Below are 17,502 nucleotides of genomic sequence, written 5' to 3' on the forward strand. Positions count from 1 at the left end.
CGCAGACCGTGAGGAGTCGCCATGCCCGAAGCGTTCGCGGCCGTGGGGAACCCGTTGAACCTGCTGGCGGCGCGTGGGCAGATGGGATTCTCCCTCGGCTGGCACATCATCCTCGCCTGCTTCGGGGTCGGCATGCCGGCGTTCATGGTGTTCGCCGAGTGGCGCGGCCACCGCACCGGGAACGAGGACTACATCCGGCTCGCACACCGCTGGGCGAAGGCGATGGGAGTGCTGTTCGCCGTCGGCGCCGTGTCCGGCACGATCCTGTCCTTCGAGATGGGACTGCTGTGGCCCGGGCTGATGGCGAGGTACGGCCAGGTCGTGGGGCTGCCGTTCGCGCTGGAGGGGTTCGCGTTCTTCATCGAGGCGATCTTCCTGGGCATCTATCTGTACGGATGGGACCGGCTGCCTCGCCGCTGGCACATCCTGAGCGGACTGCCGGTCTGCGTGGCCGGCGTCGCGTCCGCGTTCTTCATCGTGGCGGCCAACGCCTGGATGAACCAGCCCCGCGGCTTCGACCTGGCCGGCGGGCGGCCCGTCCACGTACGGCCGTGGGCGGCGATGTTCAACCCGGCGATGCCCCGGCAGGTCCTCCACATGATCCTGGCCGCCTTCATGGTCGCCGGCTTCGGGACCGCGAGCGTCTACGCGGTGGGCATGCTCCGCGGGCGCCGGGACCGGTACCACCGGATCGGGTTCCTGCTCCCGTTCACGGTGGCCGCGATCATCGCTCCGGTGCAGGTCGTCGTCGGCGACTCGATGGCGAGGTTCCTGGCGACCAACCAGCAGACGAAGCTCGCCGCCATCGAGGGCCTCAACCACACCGGGTCACACGTTCCGCTGTCGATCGGCGGAGCGTACATCGGCGGGAGGATGCGGTACGCCCTGCGCGTCCCGGACGCGCTGTCGCTGCTCGTCGGCTACCGGCCCGGCACGGTCGTGCACGGCCTCTACGAGGTCCCGCCCGCCGACCGGCCACCGATCAACCCCGTCCACCTGGGATTCCAGGCCATGGTCGCGATCGGGTTCGGGCTGGTCCTGCTGGGGCTCTGGCTGGCGCTCGCCTGGTGGCGGCACCGCGACCTGCCGCGGTCCCGCTGGTTCCTGCGGCTGGCGGCGATCTCGGGCGTGGCCGCCGCCGTCGCGCTGGAGGCCGGCTGGGTCACCACCGAGGTGGGCCGGCAGCCCTGGATCGTCTGGCGGTGGCAGCGTACCGCCGAGGCCGTCAACCCCGTGCCGGGCCTGTGGATCGGCCTGATCTCGGTGCTGACCGTCTACGCCGTCCTGACGGTGGCGGCCGTCTACGTGCTGAACCGCCTGCGGAGCCGGCCGGTCACCGCGCCCCAGGAGGGCTGGACCGAGGAGTACGCGCCGTGACCTCGGCGCAGGCCCTGCTGGCCCTGGCCTGGGCCGGGGTGACGATGTACGCCCTGCTGGGCGGCGCCGACTTCGGCGGTGGGTTCTGGGACGCCCTGGCGGGCGGCCCGCGTCGCGGTTACGCCCAGCGCCGCCTCATCGAACACGCGATCGGGCCGGTCTGGGAGGCCAACCACGTCTGGCTGATCTTCGTCCTCGTGCTCTTCTGGACATGCTTCCCGATCGTGTTCGCCTCGGTCGCCTCCACGATGTACATCCCGCTGACGCTGGTGGCGTTCGGCATCATCGCCCGTGGGGCGGCGTTCGCGTTCCGCAAGGCCAGTACCGAGCTGTGGCAGTTGCGGCTGTTCGGCGGCGCGTTCGCGCTGTCCTCCGTGGTGACCCCGTTCTTCCTCGGGACGGTGGCCGGAGGCGTGGCCTCCGGACGGGTCCCGGCCGGACTCGCGAAGGGCGAGATCGTCGGAAGCTGGCTGAACCCCACCTCCTTCCTCGGCGGCGTGCTCGCGATCGCGACGACCGCGTACCTCGCGGCGGTGTACCTCACCGCCGACGCGCGCCGGGAGGGTGAGCACGGCCTGGCGGACGCGTTCCGGCGCCGCGGGATCGTCACGGCGGTGGTCACGGGCGTCATCGTGATCGGCGGCATCTTCGTCATCCGCCGGGACGCGCCACGCCTGTACGCCGGCCTGACCGGCCAGGCGTTCCCCGTCGTCATCCTGTCCGCGGTCGCCGGAATCGTCTCCCTGGCGCTGCTCGCCGTGCGGCGGTACGCCCTCGCGCGGGTCACCGCCGCCACCGCCGTCGCCGCAGTCATCTGGGGCTGGCCGGTCGCGCAGTACCCCCTCCTCCTGCCCCCGCACGTCACCGTGGCGAACGCCGCCGCCCAGCCCACCGTCCTGCACGCCACGCTCGCCTCGGTCATCATCGGGCTGGTCCTGCTGGTGCCGTCGCTCGTCTGGCTCTTCGCGCTGTTCCAGCGCGGCAGGCGCGCCGAACCGCGCTGAGCCGCCCCGGCCACGGGGGACGGCTCGAGTGCGGTGACCTTCTATGCTCGGGCCCATGACGTCCGACGTCGCACCGCATCCCGCACAGGACCACGACGACCGCATCGGCCCCGCGACCGGGACGGTGCCCAAGACCGTCCCGCCGACCGGGACCGAGCCCGAGGTCGGGGTCGGCCCGCATCCGCTGCCCTGGCCGGACGACCCGCGGTTCGACCCGGCACTGCTCGCGGGCGGCGACCGCCGCAACGTCGTCGACGAGTACCGCTACTGGAGCAACGACGCGATCATCGCCGACCTCGACGCCCGGCGGCACCCCTTCCACGTCGCCGTCGAGAACTGGCAGCACGACTTCAACATCGGCGCGGTCGTCCGCAACGCCAACGCGTTCCTCGCCGCGGAAGTGCACATCGTCGGCCGCCGTCGCTGGAACCGGCGCGGCGCCATGGTCACCGACCGCTACCAGCACGTACGGCACCACCCGGCGACCGGCGACCTGGTGGCCTGGTGCCGCGAGCGCGGCCTGCCGATCATCGGCATCGACAACCTGCCCGGATCCCGCCCGATCCAGAGCGCGGAGCTGCCGGCCGCGTGCCTGATGCTCTTCGGTCAGGAGGGACCGGGCCTGTCGGAAGCGGCCCGGGAGGCCTCCGACGTCGTCCTGCACATCCCGCAGTTCGGTTCCACCCGCTCGATCAACGCCGGCGTGGCCAGCGGCGTCGCGATGTACGAGTGGATCCGGCGGCACGCCACCGCCTGACCCTCGGCAGGATCGTTTCCCCTCCCGGGGGCCGTCCCAATAGGGGATGAACGTGGACAGAGAGTACGCCGTCACCCTGCTCCGCCGTCTGCACGCCGCCCAGAACGCCTTCTACGCGGGCGGCGACGCCGCTCCTTTGCGGGAGGTGCTCGCCGAGGACGTCGCCTGGCACATTCCCGGCCACAACGCGATCGCGGGCGACCACCACGGAGTGGAGGCCGTGCTCGCGTACTTCCGCAGGCGCCGGGACCTCGCCGACCGCAGCTTCCGCATCCACAACCGCGACGTGCTCACCGGCGAGGGTGAGTGGATCACCGCGCTGACCGACGGAACCGCGGTCATCGCGGGCGAGGAGCACACCTGGTCGACCGTCGGCCTGTACCACGTACGCGACGGCCGGATCGGGAGCTGCCGGCTGCTGCCCTTCGACCCCGCCGCCTTCGACGCCGTATGGTCCGATCGGAGCTCGCCTGCGGGTCCCGACACGGTGTGACGTGCGGCGAGAACGGGCCGGCAGGCGGAGCCGCCGGATCACCGGGACGGGCCCGGGCGGGGCCGCCGGATCACCGCGAGGGGCCCGGGCGGGGCCGCCGGATCACCGCGAGGGGTCCGGTCCGCGCGGCTGATCGGCGTCCAGCCGGTACGCCTGCGCCTGCAGGTCGTACAGCTCGCCGAAGACGCCGCCGGCCGCCAGCAGCGCGGCGGGCGGCCCCTCCTCGACGACCCGGCCGTGGTCGAGGACGTAGACCTGATCGGCGTGGCGGACGCTGGCGAGCCGATGCGTGATCAGTAGCACCGTGCGGCCGTCGGCATGGCCGCGGATCCGCTCGAACAGCGCGTGCTCCGCGCGGGCGTCGAGAGCGGCGGTCGGCTCGTCGCAGATCAGCAGGGGAGCGTCCCGGTAGAAGCCGCGGGCGACCGCGATCCGCTGCCACTGCCCGCCCGACAGTTCGTGACCGTCCTTGAAACGCCGGTCGAGCAGCGTGCCGTACCCCTGCGAGAGCGGCTCGATCACCTCGTCCGCACCGGAGGCCCTGGCGGCATCCGCGATCATGGCATCGTCGGGCGTACGGCCCATGGCGATGTTGTGCCGTGCCGTCATGGGCCAGTGCGTGTAGTCCTGCGGGATCACCGAGACGTTCTCGCGCAGACGCTCGAGGTCGACCTCGGACAGGCGGTCGGCGTCCCAGCGGACCTCGCCCGCGTCCGGCCGGTACAGACCCGCCAGGATCTTGGCCAGGGTCGTCTTGCCGGAGCCGTTCTCGCCGACGAGGGCGACGACCTGCCCCGCGCGGATCCGGACCGACACCCCGCGAAGGCTGGGTTCCTCCGCTCCCGGGTAGGTGAACCAGACGTCCTCGGTGCTGATCGCGTCGAAGGTCGCGGGCACCGGGCCGGTCCGCCGTTCGGGGATCCGGCGCTCGGCCTCGGCGCAGAAGTCGAGGTAGTCGGCGAAGTACAACCCGGACTCGTAGCACTGGTTGACCGCGTACAGGAGCGACGCGAGCGAGGCCTTCCCGCTGCGGATCGCCAGCACCGCGGTTCCCGCGACGGCCAGGGGCAGGGCCCCGGTCGCGAGCAGGACGCCGAGCACGACGTACACCGCCCCGGTCGCGAGCCCGCCGGCGATCTCGCCGAGCACCTGCACGACCGTCTGACGGCGGGCCAGACCTACGTGGACCGCGCACTCCTCGGCACCGAGCCGGTCGTGTTCGCGGCCGAGAAAGCCGCGCATCGTAAAGGCACGGATCTCCGCGGCGGAGTCCCGATCGGCCATCAGGTCCGCGAGGACCCACTTGCGCCGGCGCACCGGGGACAGCGTGAAGATCGTCAGGTAACGCATCCGGGCCGACCGCGCCGCGGCCCATCCGTCGGGCACCGCCGTGAGGAGCAACAGCGGCAGCAGTACGGGATGGAGCACACCGAGCGCTCCGGCCGCGGCCGCCAGCCCGACCAGGCCGGTCAGGATGTCGATCGCCTCCTGGACCACCGCCGACGCCTCGTACAGGCCACGCTGGCGGGCCCGGTGCATGGCGTCGTGAAAGTCCGTGTCGTCGAACGCCGTCAGGTCCACCCGCATGGTCAGGTCGAACAGGCGGGTCTCCACCATGCGGTTGACCTTCGGCTTGAGCCGGGCCTGCGCCCACCCCGCCCCCGCCTGCAGCCCCGAGCGCAGCGCCGCCGCGCCCGCGACCAGCGCCAGCGACGGCAGGGCCGCCCGCACCCGGTCGGGCGTCGCCCCGCCGGCGAACAGCGCCGTGAGGACACCGGACGTGGCCAGCAGCCCGTACGCCGTGAAGACGCCTGCGGCGAGGTTGAGCACGACGGTCGCCGTCGTGTCGAACCGGCTCGCCCGCCAGGCCAGGCGGATCGCCGCGCCGACCAGAGGGGGCAGCCGGCGGCTCATCCCCGCCAGACTCGTCGCCGCCAGCTCTCCCAAGTGCGCCTGCCAGGGCAGCGCCGCCATCTCCCCGACGACGGCGCCCTCCCCCGCACCCGCCTCCCGCGCGTCGTCTTGGACCTGCCCTGTCCGCCGGCCACCGCCCTGCTCGTCACGGTCCCGACCGCTCCCGTCCTGTTCCGCCCGGGCCTGGTCGTCGTTCCCGCGCCGCTCGCTCCCCGCCTGCTCGTTCTCGGTTCGCGTGGTCGAACCACGTCGCATCGTGCCTCCCCCAGTGGCAGCCGACCGCAGTGTCCCTCCGCCATGGAAAGATCACCGGCCTTAGGACGGTTCGGGTATTGATCGTCCGTTTGGCGAGATGGATGATCCGGTAATGGACGTGCAGGAGATCGCCGACCGGCTCGAGCTCGGCGAGTTACTCGCCCGCTATGTCCGCGCCGTGGACGGCGGGGACTGGGCGCTGCTCGACTCGGTCTTCACCGCCGACGCGTCGATCGACTTCTCCGCGTCCGGCGGCGTACGAGGTGACCGCGACGCGGTCAAACGCTGGCTCGCCGAGGTGCTGGCGGCCTGGCCCGGCCGGCAGCATCTGATCGGGGCTGTGACGATGACGGTCGACGGCGATGCGGCACGGGTCAGCGCGTCGTTCGCCGACACCCTCGCCCCGTCACGGTCGACGGTCGCCGCGACCACGCCCGGATTCGTCCGCGGGGGCGGCTGGTACCACCACCGACTGGTCCGTACGCCCGACGGCTGGCGCAGCCGCGAACTGGTCCAAGAGCAGTGCTGGCGCACAATCGGCTGATCATCCGCCAGCCCCGGCTCGCTCCGTGAGTGCCCCGGTGTCGATGGTGAGCTTCCACGGCTCCGGCAGATCGAGCGGCCGACCGAGCGCGACGTCGGTCTCCTGCTCATAGCCGTCGGCCCCCGGCTGAGACAGGAGCCGTACCTTCCGCGCGAAGACGTCCACCACCAGGCAGAGCGGCACCCCGCCCGCCGCGTACTGCCGCGGCTTCACCTCGTGATCGTCGGTCACGCTGCTCGGGGAGACGACTTCGACCGCGAGGAGCACCTGGTCGGAATGGACATGGTCCGCCGCCCACATCTTCGGCTCGGCCGGCACCACAGTGAGGTCCGGCCGATACCGATCACGCTGCGGCCCCATGAACAGGGTGATGTCTGTCCATATCTTCCAGCCGTTCGCCTGGACTGTGGCGAGAAGCTGGGCGAAAAGCCAATAGACGATGTCATTGTGCTGACCGGTCGGCACCGGATTCACCACGATCCGGCCGTTGACGAGCTCCACCCGATGCTGCGGGAAGATGCCGCAGACCTCTCGGAAGGCGCTTCGAATGTCGTCGTTGCGAGCCACGGGCACCTCGAGGGCTTGAACGGCCATAGGTGCATCATTCCCTCCGAGGAGCGAGGACACAAGGTGACAGGAGCAGGACTTACCGTAGTCGAAAATCCTGTCGAGTCAACTTTCAGTAATCAATTGACCACTCTCAGCTCGCGGTCGCGTCAGGGTCGGTCGGCTGCGGGTTCAGGGTCGCCAGGCCGGTCCAGGTGAGGTCCATGAGGTGGGCGGCGGCCTCTTCGGGGGTGACCTCGGGGTTGCGCGCCCGCCACAGGGCCATTCGCTCGCAGGCGCCGATGATGCTCTCGGCGTAGGCCTCCAGGGCGCGGCGCGGCCGGTCCGGCAGGTGGACGGCGAGCAGCCCGACCATCATCTCGCTCTGCTGGCGGCGGATCCCCTCGATCTCCTCGGCCGCGCTCTGCAGCAGCACCGGCTCCTGGAGGAGGACGAGCCAGGCCCGGCGGTGCGCCTCGTTGAACCGGAAGTAGGCGATGTAGCCGCGCCGCAGCATCTCCTCGGGCGTTCCACCCGCCTCGACGGCGCGCTCGGTGACCTCGCGAAGCTCGCCCCGCGCCCGCCGGATGACGCCGAGCAGCAGCCCCTCCTTCGAACCGAAGTACTCGTACAGCATCGGCTTGGACAGGCCCACGAGCTCGGCGATCTCCTCCATGGAGACGGCGCCGTAGCCCCGTTCGGCGAACACCTCCTCGGCGACGTCGAGCATCTGCTGCTCGCGGTCGGCGCGGGACATCCGCGGGCGGCGCGGCTTCACGGAGTCGTTGCGGATCACATGTGAACTCTATCTCACGACCTACCGGCGGTAACCTACCGCTGGTAACTTACTAGTGGTAACCCCGAAAGAGAGCGGCGGCGGCCCAGGAGGCGCAGTGAAGATCGCGATCATCGGCTCCGGATTCGGTGGCCTCGGCATGGCCATCCAGCTCAAGCGGGCGGGCTTCCACGACTTCGTCGTCCTGGAGAAGTCCGACGACCTCGGCGGCACCTGGCGCGACAACCAGTACCCCGGGTGCGCGTGCGACGTGCCGTCGCACATGTACTCCTTCTCCTTCGAGCTCAACCCCGACTGGTCGCGGATGTTCGCCCCGCAGCCGGAGATCTGGGACTACCTGCGGCACTGCGTCGACAAGTACGACCTCGGCCCGCACCTGCGCTTCGGCTGTGCCGTCGAGACGATGGAGTGGGAGGAGACGGCACGTCACTGGCGGGTCACCCTGGCGTCCGGTGAGGTCCTCACGCCGAAGGCCGTCGTCTCCGCGATCGGCGCGCTGCACGTGCCGTCCATCCCCGACATTCCCGGCGCCGAGCGGTTCCGGGGCACGGCCTTCCACTCCGCGCAGTGGGACCCGTCGGCCGACCTGTCCGGGAAGCGGGTCGCCGTCATCGGCACCGGCGCGTCGGCGATCCAGTTCATCCCGCGGGTCGCCGAGGAGGCGGGCCGGCTGCACGTGTTCCAGCGCACGCCCCCGTGGATCCAGCCGAAGCCCGACTTCACGCTGTCCAAGCGGGTGCGGCGCGTCTTCCGGCACGTTCCCGGGGCGCAGCGCGCCTTCCGTAACGGGATCTACTGGGTGCTGGAGACCCGTGCGGTCGGATTCACCCTCGACCCGCGGCTCATGGGGCCGATGGAGCAGCTGGCCCGCCGCCACATCGAGCGGCAGATCGACGATCCCGAGCTGCGCGCGAAGGTCACCCCCGACTACACGATCGGATGCAAGCGCATCCTGCTGTCCTCGGACTACTATCCGGCGCTGACCCGCCCGCACGTCGACCTGGTGACGGAGCCGATAAAGGAGATCACCGAGACCGGGCTGGTGACCGCGGACGGCACCGCGTACGACGTGGACGTCATCATCTACGGCACCGGGTTCAAGGTCACCGAGGCACTCTCCGAGCAGCACATCGTCGGGCGGGACGGGCTGAAGATCCAGGAGGCCTGGGCCGGCGGCATCGAGGCCCACCACGGCGTGACGGTGGCGGGGTTCCCGAACCTCTTCCTGCTCCTGGGCCCCAACACCGGGCTCGGCCACAACTCGGTGGTGTTCATGATCGAGTCGCAGGTGCAGCACGTGCTGAGCTGCCTGCGCCTGCTCTCGCGGGAGAACGCCGAGGCGATCGAGGCGCGGCCTGAGGCCCAGCGGCGGTTCAACGACCGCCTGCAGAAGAGGCTGCGCCGGGCGGTCTGGAACGAGGGCGGGTGCACGAGCTGGTACCTCGACGAGCACGGCGTCAACCGCACGCTGTGGCCCGGCTTCACCTTCGAGTACTGGGCGCGCACCCGGCGCGCCCGCCGGGAGGACTACGACCTGACCCCCGCCGGAGCCGGGAAGCCCGTCCGGGCCTGACGAGACGGGCGTGGGCCCCGGCCGAGCGGGGCCCGCCCGTCACGGCGTGGCGAAGCGGCGGTGCCGGGCGAGCGCCGCCAGGTCCGCCCAGTCCTCTCCGGAATGGGAGTGCTCGGGGATGACGCAGCCGAAGGACAGCGGGCGCGGGACGTCGTACCGCGGGACTTTCAGCCGCGGCCGCTGCGTGAAGTCGAGGACCTCGGCGAGGTTGCGCGCCGCCGCGTCCCGTACGGTCAGCGGGTCCAGGCCGAACCGCCACTCGATCATCTTCAGGATCGACGTGTGGTCGTAGAGGCGATGGGCCACATGGCCGCGCCGGGCCCACGGCGAGATGACCACGCAGGGCACCCGGAAACCGCGCAGGCCGGCGCCGAGGTCGGGGTTGGGGTCCGGGCCGACGGGCGGGGCGACGTGGTCGAAGAAGCCGCCCCACTCGTCGTACGTGACGACCAGCACCGTCCTGGACCAGTTGGGACCGGCGACCACCGCGTCGTGCACCTTGCCCAGGAAGTGCTGGCCGAGGCGGATGTCGGCCAGCGGATGCTCGTCCTCGGACAGGCCGGGCACCGCCTCGCCGAGGAAGCCGGGCTCCACGAACGAGACCGCGGGAAGCGTCCCGGTCGCGGCCGCCGCGTAGAACTCCGCGATCGGGTGGCTGATCCCGAGATACCGCGTGCCCCAGAGCGCGGTGTAGGGCACGTCGCTGTAGTAGTAGCGGCCCTTGACGCCGCCGGCGGCCAGGCGGTCCCAGATCGTCGGCATGGTGGCGAGCTTGTCCACCGACGTCGTACGCCGGTCGGTCTGCGCCGCGTGCAGGAAGAACCGGTTGGGGAACGTCGGGCCCATCATGGCGGCGAAATACCGGTCGCAGACCGTCCAGTCCCGCGCCGCGCGGCCGTAGAACCCCAGGTCGGCGGCCTCGTAGTAGCCGATGGAGAGCAGGTCGTTCGTCCCGGCGCGCAGCCAGCCGTCACAGGCGCCGTCATTGAACTCGACCCGGCCGCCGTCGTAGGAGTGGTCGGGGTCGTTGAAGCCGCAGCCGTGCGGCACGGTCAGGTGGTGCGTCTCGTGCGGCACGCCGTCGCGGTCGGTGTACGTCAGCCCGGCCTGCCGGCCGTCCGCGCCCGGCAGCCAGCCGAGGTAGTGGTCGAAGGAGCGGTTCTCCATCATCACGACGACGATGTGGTCGATGCCCGACCGCTGCGGCGCGGGCAGGCGTACGGCCGCCTCCGACCGGCCCTCCGTCAGTGGCTCCGCGGCGACGACGCCCGCCGCCACCGCCCCGGCCGTCCCGGCGATGAACCCGCGTCGGCTGACCTCGCCCACCGTCGCCTCCCAGCGTGATGATCGGCTGCCGAGCCGAGTATGACGGCTGGGGCCGAGCGGCAACGGCCGATCATGAGGCCGGTTCCGGACACGGGGTGACGCGGAGCCGCACGGCGTCCTCGGTCACGCGGGGAGGGCGGGGCCGCGCCCGGATCCCGCCGGGACACACGGGCGAATTGGCACCAAGCAAGTGCTTGACCAAGTGCCCGATACCGCCGTATAACCGGCGCAAGCGTTGACGCTCACGTGCCCTGACGGCTCCGGCCTCGTCCGCGGCGGAGTCACCCCGGCGGGACGCCTCCGGCCGGCACCCGCCGTCTTCTCGCTGCTTTCCGGCGGCCCGCCGCCACGGACCGCCGCTCCCCCCGGGAGCACCCCATGGAATCCTCGTCCCACCTCTCCCGCCGCGGCCTGCTCGCCGCCGCGGGCGCGGCCGCCCTCACCTGGGTCCCCGCCTTCCGAGTCCCTGCCCGCGCCGACACACTGCCCGGCTTCCCCCTGCCGCTGTACCGGCAGGCGTACCAGAACTGGTCCGAAGAGATCACGATCGCGGACGCCCTGACGTGCGCGCCGAACACCCCGGCCGACGTCGTGGCCGTCGCGAACTGGGCCCAAGCGAACGGCTACCGCGTCCGGCCGAAGGGCATGGGACACAACTGGTCGCCGATCCTCGTGCCGAACGGCGCCGACGTGAGCAAGGTCATCCTCGTCGACACGACACAGCACCTGACATCCGTCAGCGTCGGCTCCGCCACGGTGACCGCGCAGACCGGCGTCACGATGGACGCCCTGCTCGCCACGCTCGAGTCCGCCGGTCTGGGGTTCGCCGCCATCCCGGCGCCCGGGGACATCACGCTCGGCGGCGTCCTCGCGATCAACGCGCACGGCTCGGCGATCCCCGCCCAGGGTGAGAGCCGCCTCGCCGGGACCAGTTACGGCTCACTGAGCAACCTCATCCGGTCCCTCACCGCCGTGGTGTGGAACGGCAGCGCGTTCACGCTGCGGACGTTCACCCGGACCGACCCCGCGATGAAGGCGTTCCTGGCCCATCTCGGCCGGGCGTTCGTCACCGAGGTCACGCTGGAGGTGGGCGCGAACCAGCGCCTGCGGTGCCAGAGCCGGTACGACATCCAGGCCACGGACGTGTTCGCCGCACCGGCCACGGCCGGTTCGAACTCCTTCGCGAGCCTCCTGAACGGATGCGGGCGGATCGAGGTGATCTGGTTCCCGTTCACGACCGTGCCCTGGATCAAACTCTGGTCGCTCAGCCCCACGAAGCCGCTCCTGTCCAAACAGGTGACCGCCCCGTACAACTACACGTTCGCCAACTTCATCAATCAGCAGCAGTCCGACTACATCGAGCAGATCGTGGGCGGGAACGTCTCCGTCACGCCGACCTTCGAGAACCTCGAGATGTCGATCGTCGGCTCGGGCCTGATCACCACCGGCACCTGGGACGTCTGGGGCTGGTCGAAGAACACCCTGCTGTACGTGCAGCCGACCACCCTGCGGATCGTCGAGGCCGGGTTCGCCGTGCTCACCGCGCGGGCGAACATCCAGCGTGTGGTCAGCGAGTTCTACGCCCGGTACGTCTCGGGGGTCAACGCTTACAAGGCGCAGGGGCAGTACCCGATGAACGGCCCGGTCGAGATCCGGGTGACCGGCCTGGACCAGCCGGCGGAGTCGGGGGTGAGCGGCGCGGTCTCGCCGCAACTGTCGTCCGTACGGCCCCGGCCCGACCATCCCGAGTGGGACGTCTGCGTCTGGCTCGACATGGGGACCATCCCCGGCACGCCACAGTGCAACGCCTTCTACCGCGAGATGGAGCAGTGGATCTTCGCCAACTACACGGGCTCGTACGCGACCGTACGGCCCGAGTGGTCCAAGGCGTGGGCGATCACGAACAGCGCGGCGTGGTCCGACACGACGATGCTCACCTCGACCATCCGGAACGCCGTGAACGCCGGCCAGGCGGCCGGCGACGGTTTCGACGCCGCGCGGACCACGCTGAACGGCTACGACCCGTACCGGGTGTTCAGCAACACGTTCCTGGACACGCTCCTGCCCTGAGGACCGGCGTCGCCCGTGTCGGCGGGATGAACCCGCCGGCACGGGCGACGCCGCCCCGGGCGGGCCGGGTCACTCGGCGAGCGGGCTGTCGTCGAGCTCCCGTAGCAGGTGCGCCGTTCCGTCGTAGACGGCGACCGCGCCGGCCTCCCGGAGCTCGTCCGCTCCGATGCCCCCGGACAGCACCGCGACGCACGGCAGGCCGGCGCGCTCGCACGCCTTGACGTCCCAGACCGTGTCACCGACGAAGATCGCCTGGTCGGCCTGGACGCCGGCGCGTTCGAGAGCGACCTGCACGATGTCCGGGGCCGGCTTGCTCTGCTCCGCGTCGGCCGAGGAGGTCACGGCGCTGATCGCGTCATCGGCGTCGAGGGCGGCCAGCAGCGCCTTCATCTCGTCCCCGTCCGCGGAACTGGCCAGAACGACCTTCCGGCCGCGCGCGGCGCAGGCGCGCAGCAGGTCGGCCGCGCCTTCGAAGGCACGCAACCGTTCCCAGAACAGGCGGTACAGGGTCTTGTGCCCGGCGCGAACGTCCTCGTCGCCGTCGCGATCACGATCCTCGGGCAGCAGGTGGTCGAGGAGCTTGTCGGATCCCATCCCGATCGCCCGGTGCACGGCGGCCATGTCGACCTCGTGGCCGTGCTGCCGGAACGTCTCCCACCACGTCACTGCGTGCAGGTAGTTGGTGTCGACGAGCGTTCCGTCGACATCGAAGATCACCGCTTCGGTCATCGAGCGTGACTCCCCGGCCGTTCAGTCCACGTACCGCAGCAGCGCCCCGACCCCGGAGTCCGCGCGCAGCGACTCCGGTGGCAGCAGCTGCAGATCCCCGTCCGTGCCCGCCAGCGCCCTGATCAGCGCGGCGTCGGCGCGGTCCTCGACGGGGTCGGCGACGCCCAGCTCACGAAGGAGGTCGGCCGAGGTCCCCACATCGGTCGGGTGCGGGCCGGCCCACAGCGTGGCCGGTGAGTCCGGCCGGTCCTCCAGGAACAGGGTCGCGACCTGACCCTTGCGCAGGGCGTCCGTCACGGCCTCCAGGCCGTCGACCGCCCGGCCCCCCTTGGTGAGCTGCTCGTCGAACTGGCCGAGCAGCGCCGCGAGGTGCTCCTCGCGCTTGTGCTCGACGGCCTGGGCGATCTCCTCGTCCAGCGACGGGCCGACTCCGCCGGCGTCGACCAGGCGCGCCAGCACCGCTTCGGGCAGCTCCCCCTGCACGGCCTTGCGGGCACGGATGTCGCCCGCCAGCACGACGAGGTCGGCGCCGCATTCGTCGACCGCCACGGCGATCTCGTGGGCGACCTTCTTGGCGTTGGTCCGCCAGACCTCCTCGGCGGCCCGCTGCTGCTTGTCCTGCCGGAACATGTCCCCGGCCTTGACCTTGCGCACCGGGAAGTCCTCTTCCGGCTTGACGGTGATGACGCGGCGATGGCCGTCCCGGGACACGCAGGTCAGCTCGCCGCCGAGCCGGTCGACCGTGGCGGACATGTAGGCCATCGGCTCTCCGCGCTGGGCGAGCAGCGGCTTGACATGGGGCAGCGGTGCGTACTTGGCCAGTTCGACGCGCGGCGCCCCGGGGAGCACCTCGTGATGGACGACCTCGCCGTCCGCCGCGAACATCGCGAGGGTGCCGGACTCCCGCCGGGTGTTCTCCTCGTCGACCAGCCGCACCATCGCCTCGATCATCGAGGCCGGGGCTCCCTGGTCGGCCAGCTCCCGCTGCCGGGCCTTGCGGCGCAGTTCAATGGCCTTCGGAGCGTCTTCCGTGATCCGCCTGATGTCCAGATAGACAGAGGCGAACGGTCCTGAGCTGTCGTACAGCGACTTGAGGAAGCTAACGTCCATGCTGGCCGCCTACCCGCCGAGGCTGTCCCAAACCCACGATTCGCCCAGCCGAAGTCGGAGGGCTCTCCGATGCCGCGATGGCGGCGCGTATCCGAGCGGCGACCGACCGCGTCCATTCGCGGTGATCACACCGTCGGCCATGGCCACGGCCGCGCCCCGGCCCGTGAGCGCCGGGCACGCCTCCGTGCAGGCGCGGCGTGGTGCAGGCCACCTCCGTGCGGGCACGACTCCGCGCGTGGATCGTCTCAGCCCTCCGCGGCCCGCTGCAGCCGCGCGTAGGCGAGCTGGAGCCAGTCGGCGCCCGCCACGGCCGTCATCGTGGCACCGGCCAGCCGGGTCGCGTCCGGCGCGAAGGTCATCCCGACCGTGTACGCGGTGGCCACCCACTGCGCCATGCAGAACGGGCAGGTGATCAGCTCGCCGATCGCGTGCTTGACGCCCTTGCCCCGTACCTCCTCGGCGAGTTCGGCCGGACCGGACGTCCCCTTGTACCGGGTGAAGGGCGCCCGCAGCGGGCTCGTCACCGTGTCCTTCGCGAGCGTGCGGGACACCTTGTGGGTCGTGACGGCCATCAGGGCGACGTCCCGCGCCCCCAGGCGGGGCGCCCGCCGCCCGGTCAACCGGGCGATCACCGTGGCGGCGCCGACGGCCACGCCGTAGACGGCGAGCGTGCCGGCGTAGGACTTCAGCGGCCGCGGTTCACCCTGGCTGTACTCCCGTTCGTTCTCCTTCACGGTCTCGATCACCGAGTTCACGGAAAGCTCCTCTTGATCGCGGCGTTGTCTCGTCCGACAGGCGAAGGAGCTACCCGGAGAACCCGCCCCGAACCGCCTACCTCCCCGGCGGCCGGGGCGTCACGCCAGCGACTCGACGAAGTCCGCGAGCTGGGCCAGGTTGCGGCATTCGCGCATCGGGACCACCGCGCCGTACACCGAGGCCGCCGAGTCTCCGGTGTCCCAGTCCCGGACGGGCTCGGGGTTGAGCCAGTACGCGTGCCGGGCCCGCCCGGCCAGCCGCTCGACCGTCTCGAGGTTGAGCGATCCGTAGTTGCTCCGGGCGTCCCCCAGGATCAGCAGGGACGTCTTCGGTGTGATGGCGTCGGCGTACCGGTCCGCGAAGACGCCGAACGCGCGCCCGTAGTCGCTGTGCCCGCTGATCCAGACCAGGCGCGCCTCCCGGGTCATGCGGGTCATCGCCTCCACCACGTCCGCGCCCGGTGCGAACAACTTCGTGATCTCATCCAGGTCGTCGATGAACGCGAACGCCCGCACCCGGGCGAACTGCTCGCGCAGCGCGTACGTCAGGAGCAGCGTGAAGTGCGCGAACGAGGAGACCGAGTCGCTGGCGTCGCACAGGACGACGAGGTCGGGCTTGTGCGGACGGGGCGGCCGGTGGTGCGTGGTCAGGGGGACGCCGCCCGTCGACAGTGACGCGCGTACGGTCCTGCGAAAGTCCAGTCGCCCGTTCCTGCCGTGCCGCCGGCGATGGGCGAGACGGGCGGCGAGCCGCCGGGCGAGCGGCTGGATCTCCCGGCGGATCGCGGCCAGGTCCGTGCGCGTCGCGCGGAGGAAGTCCACCTGTTCGAGCGGCTGCCGCACGGTGCCGCGCGCGACCTTCTCGGCTCCGGCGTCCTCGGCGATCCGCCGCCGTACGTCCTCGGCGACGAACCTCTCGAAACGTTCGATGCGGCGCGTGAACGTCCGGCGGGCGACCTTCTCGTCGAGGCCGCCGCGCTCGGTCAGCACGGCGGCCAGCAGCCCGGCCATCAGCGTCTCCGGGGACAGCGTCCGCAGCACCTGGTAGGAGAACCACGGGCTTCCGCCGCCTCCGCCGCCGGACCCGCGCCCGTACGCGCCGACGGCCTTACGGGCGAAGTCGCGCAGGAGGCCGTCGTCCCCCTCCAGCAGGAGGCGGCTCAGCTCGTCGCGCAGCCGCCGCACCTCGGGATCGTCGTACGCGGGGCGTTCCCGGGCCTTCTCGGGACTGCCGGTCACCGGCGGGAACCACAGGTCGAACAGCGTGTCGAACGCCTCCCGGTGCGCCTGCCGCTTGACGAGCGTGGCCGCGTACGCCGCGCGCAGCGACTCGCGCTCGGCCAGGTCGATCGTCGCCAGGGCGTGGGCGGCGTCGAGCCCTTCGGCGAGCGACACGGGCAGACCCGCCTCCCGCAGCGCCCCGAGGAACCCGAGATGCCGGTCCAGCAGCGCCATCAGGCCTCCCGGATCTCATCGAGGAGCGGCATCGCCGGCGACGACCTCCTTGCGCGCGCGTTCCTGGTCGGAGTGGTGCTTCAGGACGACGCCCAGGGTGGCGGCGATCTCTTCCCCGTCGAGCCGGTCGAGGCCGAGCGCCAGCAGGGTACGGGCCCAGTCGACGCTCTCGGCGATGCTCGGCGGCTTCTTCAGCTCCAGTTCGCGCAGGACCCCGACCACCTGGGCGAGCCGGGCCGCCAGGGCCTCGTCGATGCCGGGCACCCGCGCCCGTACGATGTCGCGCTCGCGTTCCGGGGACGGGTAGTCCAGGTGCAGGTAGAGGCAGCGCCGCTTGAGCGCCTCCGACAGCTCGCGGGTCGCGTTGGAGGTGAGCACGACGAACGGCCGGCGCGCCGCCGTGATCGTGCCCAGCTCGGGAATGGTCACCTGGAAGTCCGACAGCACCTCCAGGAGCAGCCCCTCGACCTCGACGTCCGCCTTGTCGATCTCGTCGATCAGCAGGACCGTCGGGTCGGTGCGCCGGATCGCGGTCAGCAACGGCCGCTCCAGCAGGAACTCCTCGCTGAAGATGTCGTCGTGGGTGGCGCTCCACGACTGGTCGCCGGAAGCCTGGATGCGCAGGAGCTGTTTCTTGTAGTTCCACTCGTAGAGGGCGCGCGCCTCGTCGAGGCCCTCATAGCACTGGAGCCGTACGAGCCGTTGGTCGCCGGAAGCCTGGATGCGCAGGAGCTGTTTCTTGTAGTTCCACTCGTAGAGGGCGCGCGCCTCGTCGAGGCCCTCATAGCACTGGAGCCG

Annotated in this window: 16 protein-coding genes; 7 read left to right on the forward strand and 9 right to left on the reverse strand. The window is 71.3% G+C overall.

Annotated elements, in window-relative coordinates:
- Positions 1-21 precede the first annotated feature (21 nt).
- From AB0L00_RS38975 to AB0L00_RS38990, 4 genes are read left to right on the forward strand one after another with little or no spacing between them, the layout of a single operon-like run.
- Entirely contained in the window at positions 22-1,377 is a 1,356-nt protein-coding gene (locus AB0L00_RS38975; RefSeq protein WP_364442563.1) for a cytochrome ubiquinol oxidase subunit I, read from the forward strand.
- Positions 1,374-2,381, forward strand: a complete 1,008-nt coding sequence (locus AB0L00_RS38980; RefSeq protein ID WP_364442565.1) for a cytochrome d ubiquinol oxidase subunit II — start codon at positions 1,374-1,376, stop codon at positions 2,379-2,381. The genes AB0L00_RS38975 and AB0L00_RS38980 overlap by 4 nt, the downstream gene beginning before the upstream one ends.
- 55 nt (positions 2,382-2,436) lie before the next feature.
- Positions 2,437-3,138, forward strand: coding sequence for an RNA methyltransferase (locus AB0L00_RS38985; RefSeq protein ID WP_364442566.1), 702 nt, complete (start codon positions 2,437-2,439; stop codon positions 3,136-3,138).
- Between the two features lie 46 nt (positions 3,139-3,184).
- The gene (locus AB0L00_RS38990) at positions 3,185-3,631 is read left to right on the forward strand and encodes a nuclear transport factor 2 family protein (protein WP_364442568.1); all 447 of its coding nucleotides are present in this window, start codon (positions 3,185-3,187) and stop codon (positions 3,629-3,631) included.
- Positions 3,632-3,733: 102 nt separating this feature from the next.
- On the opposite strand, the gene AB0L00_RS38995 is transcribed toward AB0L00_RS38990, so the two are convergent.
- On the reverse strand, positions 3,734-5,800 hold the full coding sequence (locus AB0L00_RS38995) for an ABC transporter ATP-binding protein (protein WP_364442569.1): 2,067 nt from the start codon (positions 5,798-5,800) through the stop codon (positions 3,734-3,736).
- A gap of 97 nt (positions 5,801-5,897) precedes the next feature.
- Between AB0L00_RS38995 and AB0L00_RS39000 the strand changes: the two genes are divergently transcribed.
- Positions 5,898-6,344, forward strand: coding sequence for a nuclear transport factor 2 family protein (locus AB0L00_RS39000; protein ID WP_364442571.1), 447 nt, complete (start codon positions 5,898-5,900; stop codon positions 6,342-6,344).
- On the opposite strand, the gene AB0L00_RS39005 is transcribed toward AB0L00_RS39000, so the two are convergent.
- Positions 6,345-6,938, reverse strand: a complete 594-nt coding sequence (locus tag AB0L00_RS39005; protein ID WP_364442572.1) for a Uma2 family endonuclease — start codon at positions 6,936-6,938, stop codon at positions 6,345-6,347.
- Positions 6,939-7,044: 106 nt separating this feature from the next.
- Positions 7,045-7,686 (reverse strand): TetR/AcrR family transcriptional regulator, encoded by a 642-nt coding sequence (locus AB0L00_RS39010; protein ID WP_364442574.1) that lies wholly within the window; start codon positions 7,684-7,686, stop codon positions 7,045-7,047.
- A gap of 97 nt (positions 7,687-7,783) precedes the next feature.
- Here AB0L00_RS39010 and AB0L00_RS39015 point away from each other — a divergent pair, with 97 nt between their 5' ends.
- Complete coding sequence (locus AB0L00_RS39015; RefSeq protein WP_364442575.1) at positions 7,784-9,259, forward strand: NAD(P)/FAD-dependent oxidoreductase; 1,476 nt, start codon at positions 7,784-7,786, stop codon at positions 9,257-9,259.
- Positions 9,260-9,298: 39 nt separating this feature from the next.
- Here AB0L00_RS39015 and AB0L00_RS39020 read toward each other — a convergent pair whose 3' ends face one another.
- Positions 9,299-10,585 (reverse strand): alkaline phosphatase family protein, encoded by a 1,287-nt coding sequence (locus AB0L00_RS39020; protein WP_364442576.1) that lies wholly within the window; start codon positions 10,583-10,585, stop codon positions 9,299-9,301.
- 378 nt (positions 10,586-10,963) lie between these two features.
- Between AB0L00_RS39020 and AB0L00_RS39025 the strand changes: the two genes are divergently transcribed.
- A complete protein-coding gene (locus AB0L00_RS39025) occupies positions 10,964-12,655 on the forward strand; it encodes a cholesterol oxidase substrate-binding domain-containing protein (protein WP_364442577.1) in 1,692 nt (563 codons plus the stop codon).
- 69 nt (positions 12,656-12,724) lie between these two features.
- On the opposite strand, the gene AB0L00_RS39030 is transcribed toward AB0L00_RS39025, so the two are convergent.
- The 5 genes from AB0L00_RS39030 to AB0L00_RS39050 form a co-directional block, all read right to left on the reverse strand.
- Positions 12,725-13,384, reverse strand: a complete 660-nt coding sequence (locus tag AB0L00_RS39030; protein ID WP_364442578.1) for an HAD family hydrolase — start codon at positions 13,382-13,384, stop codon at positions 12,725-12,727.
- Between the two features lie 21 nt (positions 13,385-13,405).
- Positions 13,406-14,494, reverse strand: coding sequence for a hypothetical protein (locus AB0L00_RS39035; RefSeq protein WP_364442579.1), 1,089 nt, complete (start codon positions 14,492-14,494; stop codon positions 13,406-13,408).
- Positions 14,495-14,739: 245 nt separating this feature from the next.
- On the reverse strand, positions 14,740-15,240 hold the full coding sequence (locus AB0L00_RS39040) for a DUF1360 domain-containing protein (RefSeq protein ID WP_364442608.1): 501 nt from the start codon (positions 15,238-15,240) through the stop codon (positions 14,740-14,742).
- A 108-nt stretch (positions 15,241-15,348) separates the two neighbouring features.
- Positions 15,349-16,704 carry a VWA domain-containing protein gene (locus AB0L00_RS39045; RefSeq protein WP_364442580.1) on the reverse strand — a complete coding sequence of 452 codons (1,356 nt, stop codon included), beginning with the start codon at positions 16,702-16,704 and terminating at the stop codon, positions 15,349-15,351.
- A gap of 15 nt (positions 16,705-16,719) precedes the next feature.
- Positions 16,720-17,502 (reverse strand): MoxR family ATPase (locus AB0L00_RS39050; RefSeq protein WP_364442582.1); only part of this gene is annotated, 783 nt, incomplete at its 5' end.

Origin of the sequence: Actinoallomurus sp. NPDC052308 (assembly GCF_040679195.1) — a bacterium.
Taxonomy (GTDB): domain Bacteria; phylum Actinomycetota; class Actinomycetes; order Streptosporangiales; family Streptosporangiaceae; genus Actinoallomurus; species Actinoallomurus liliacearum.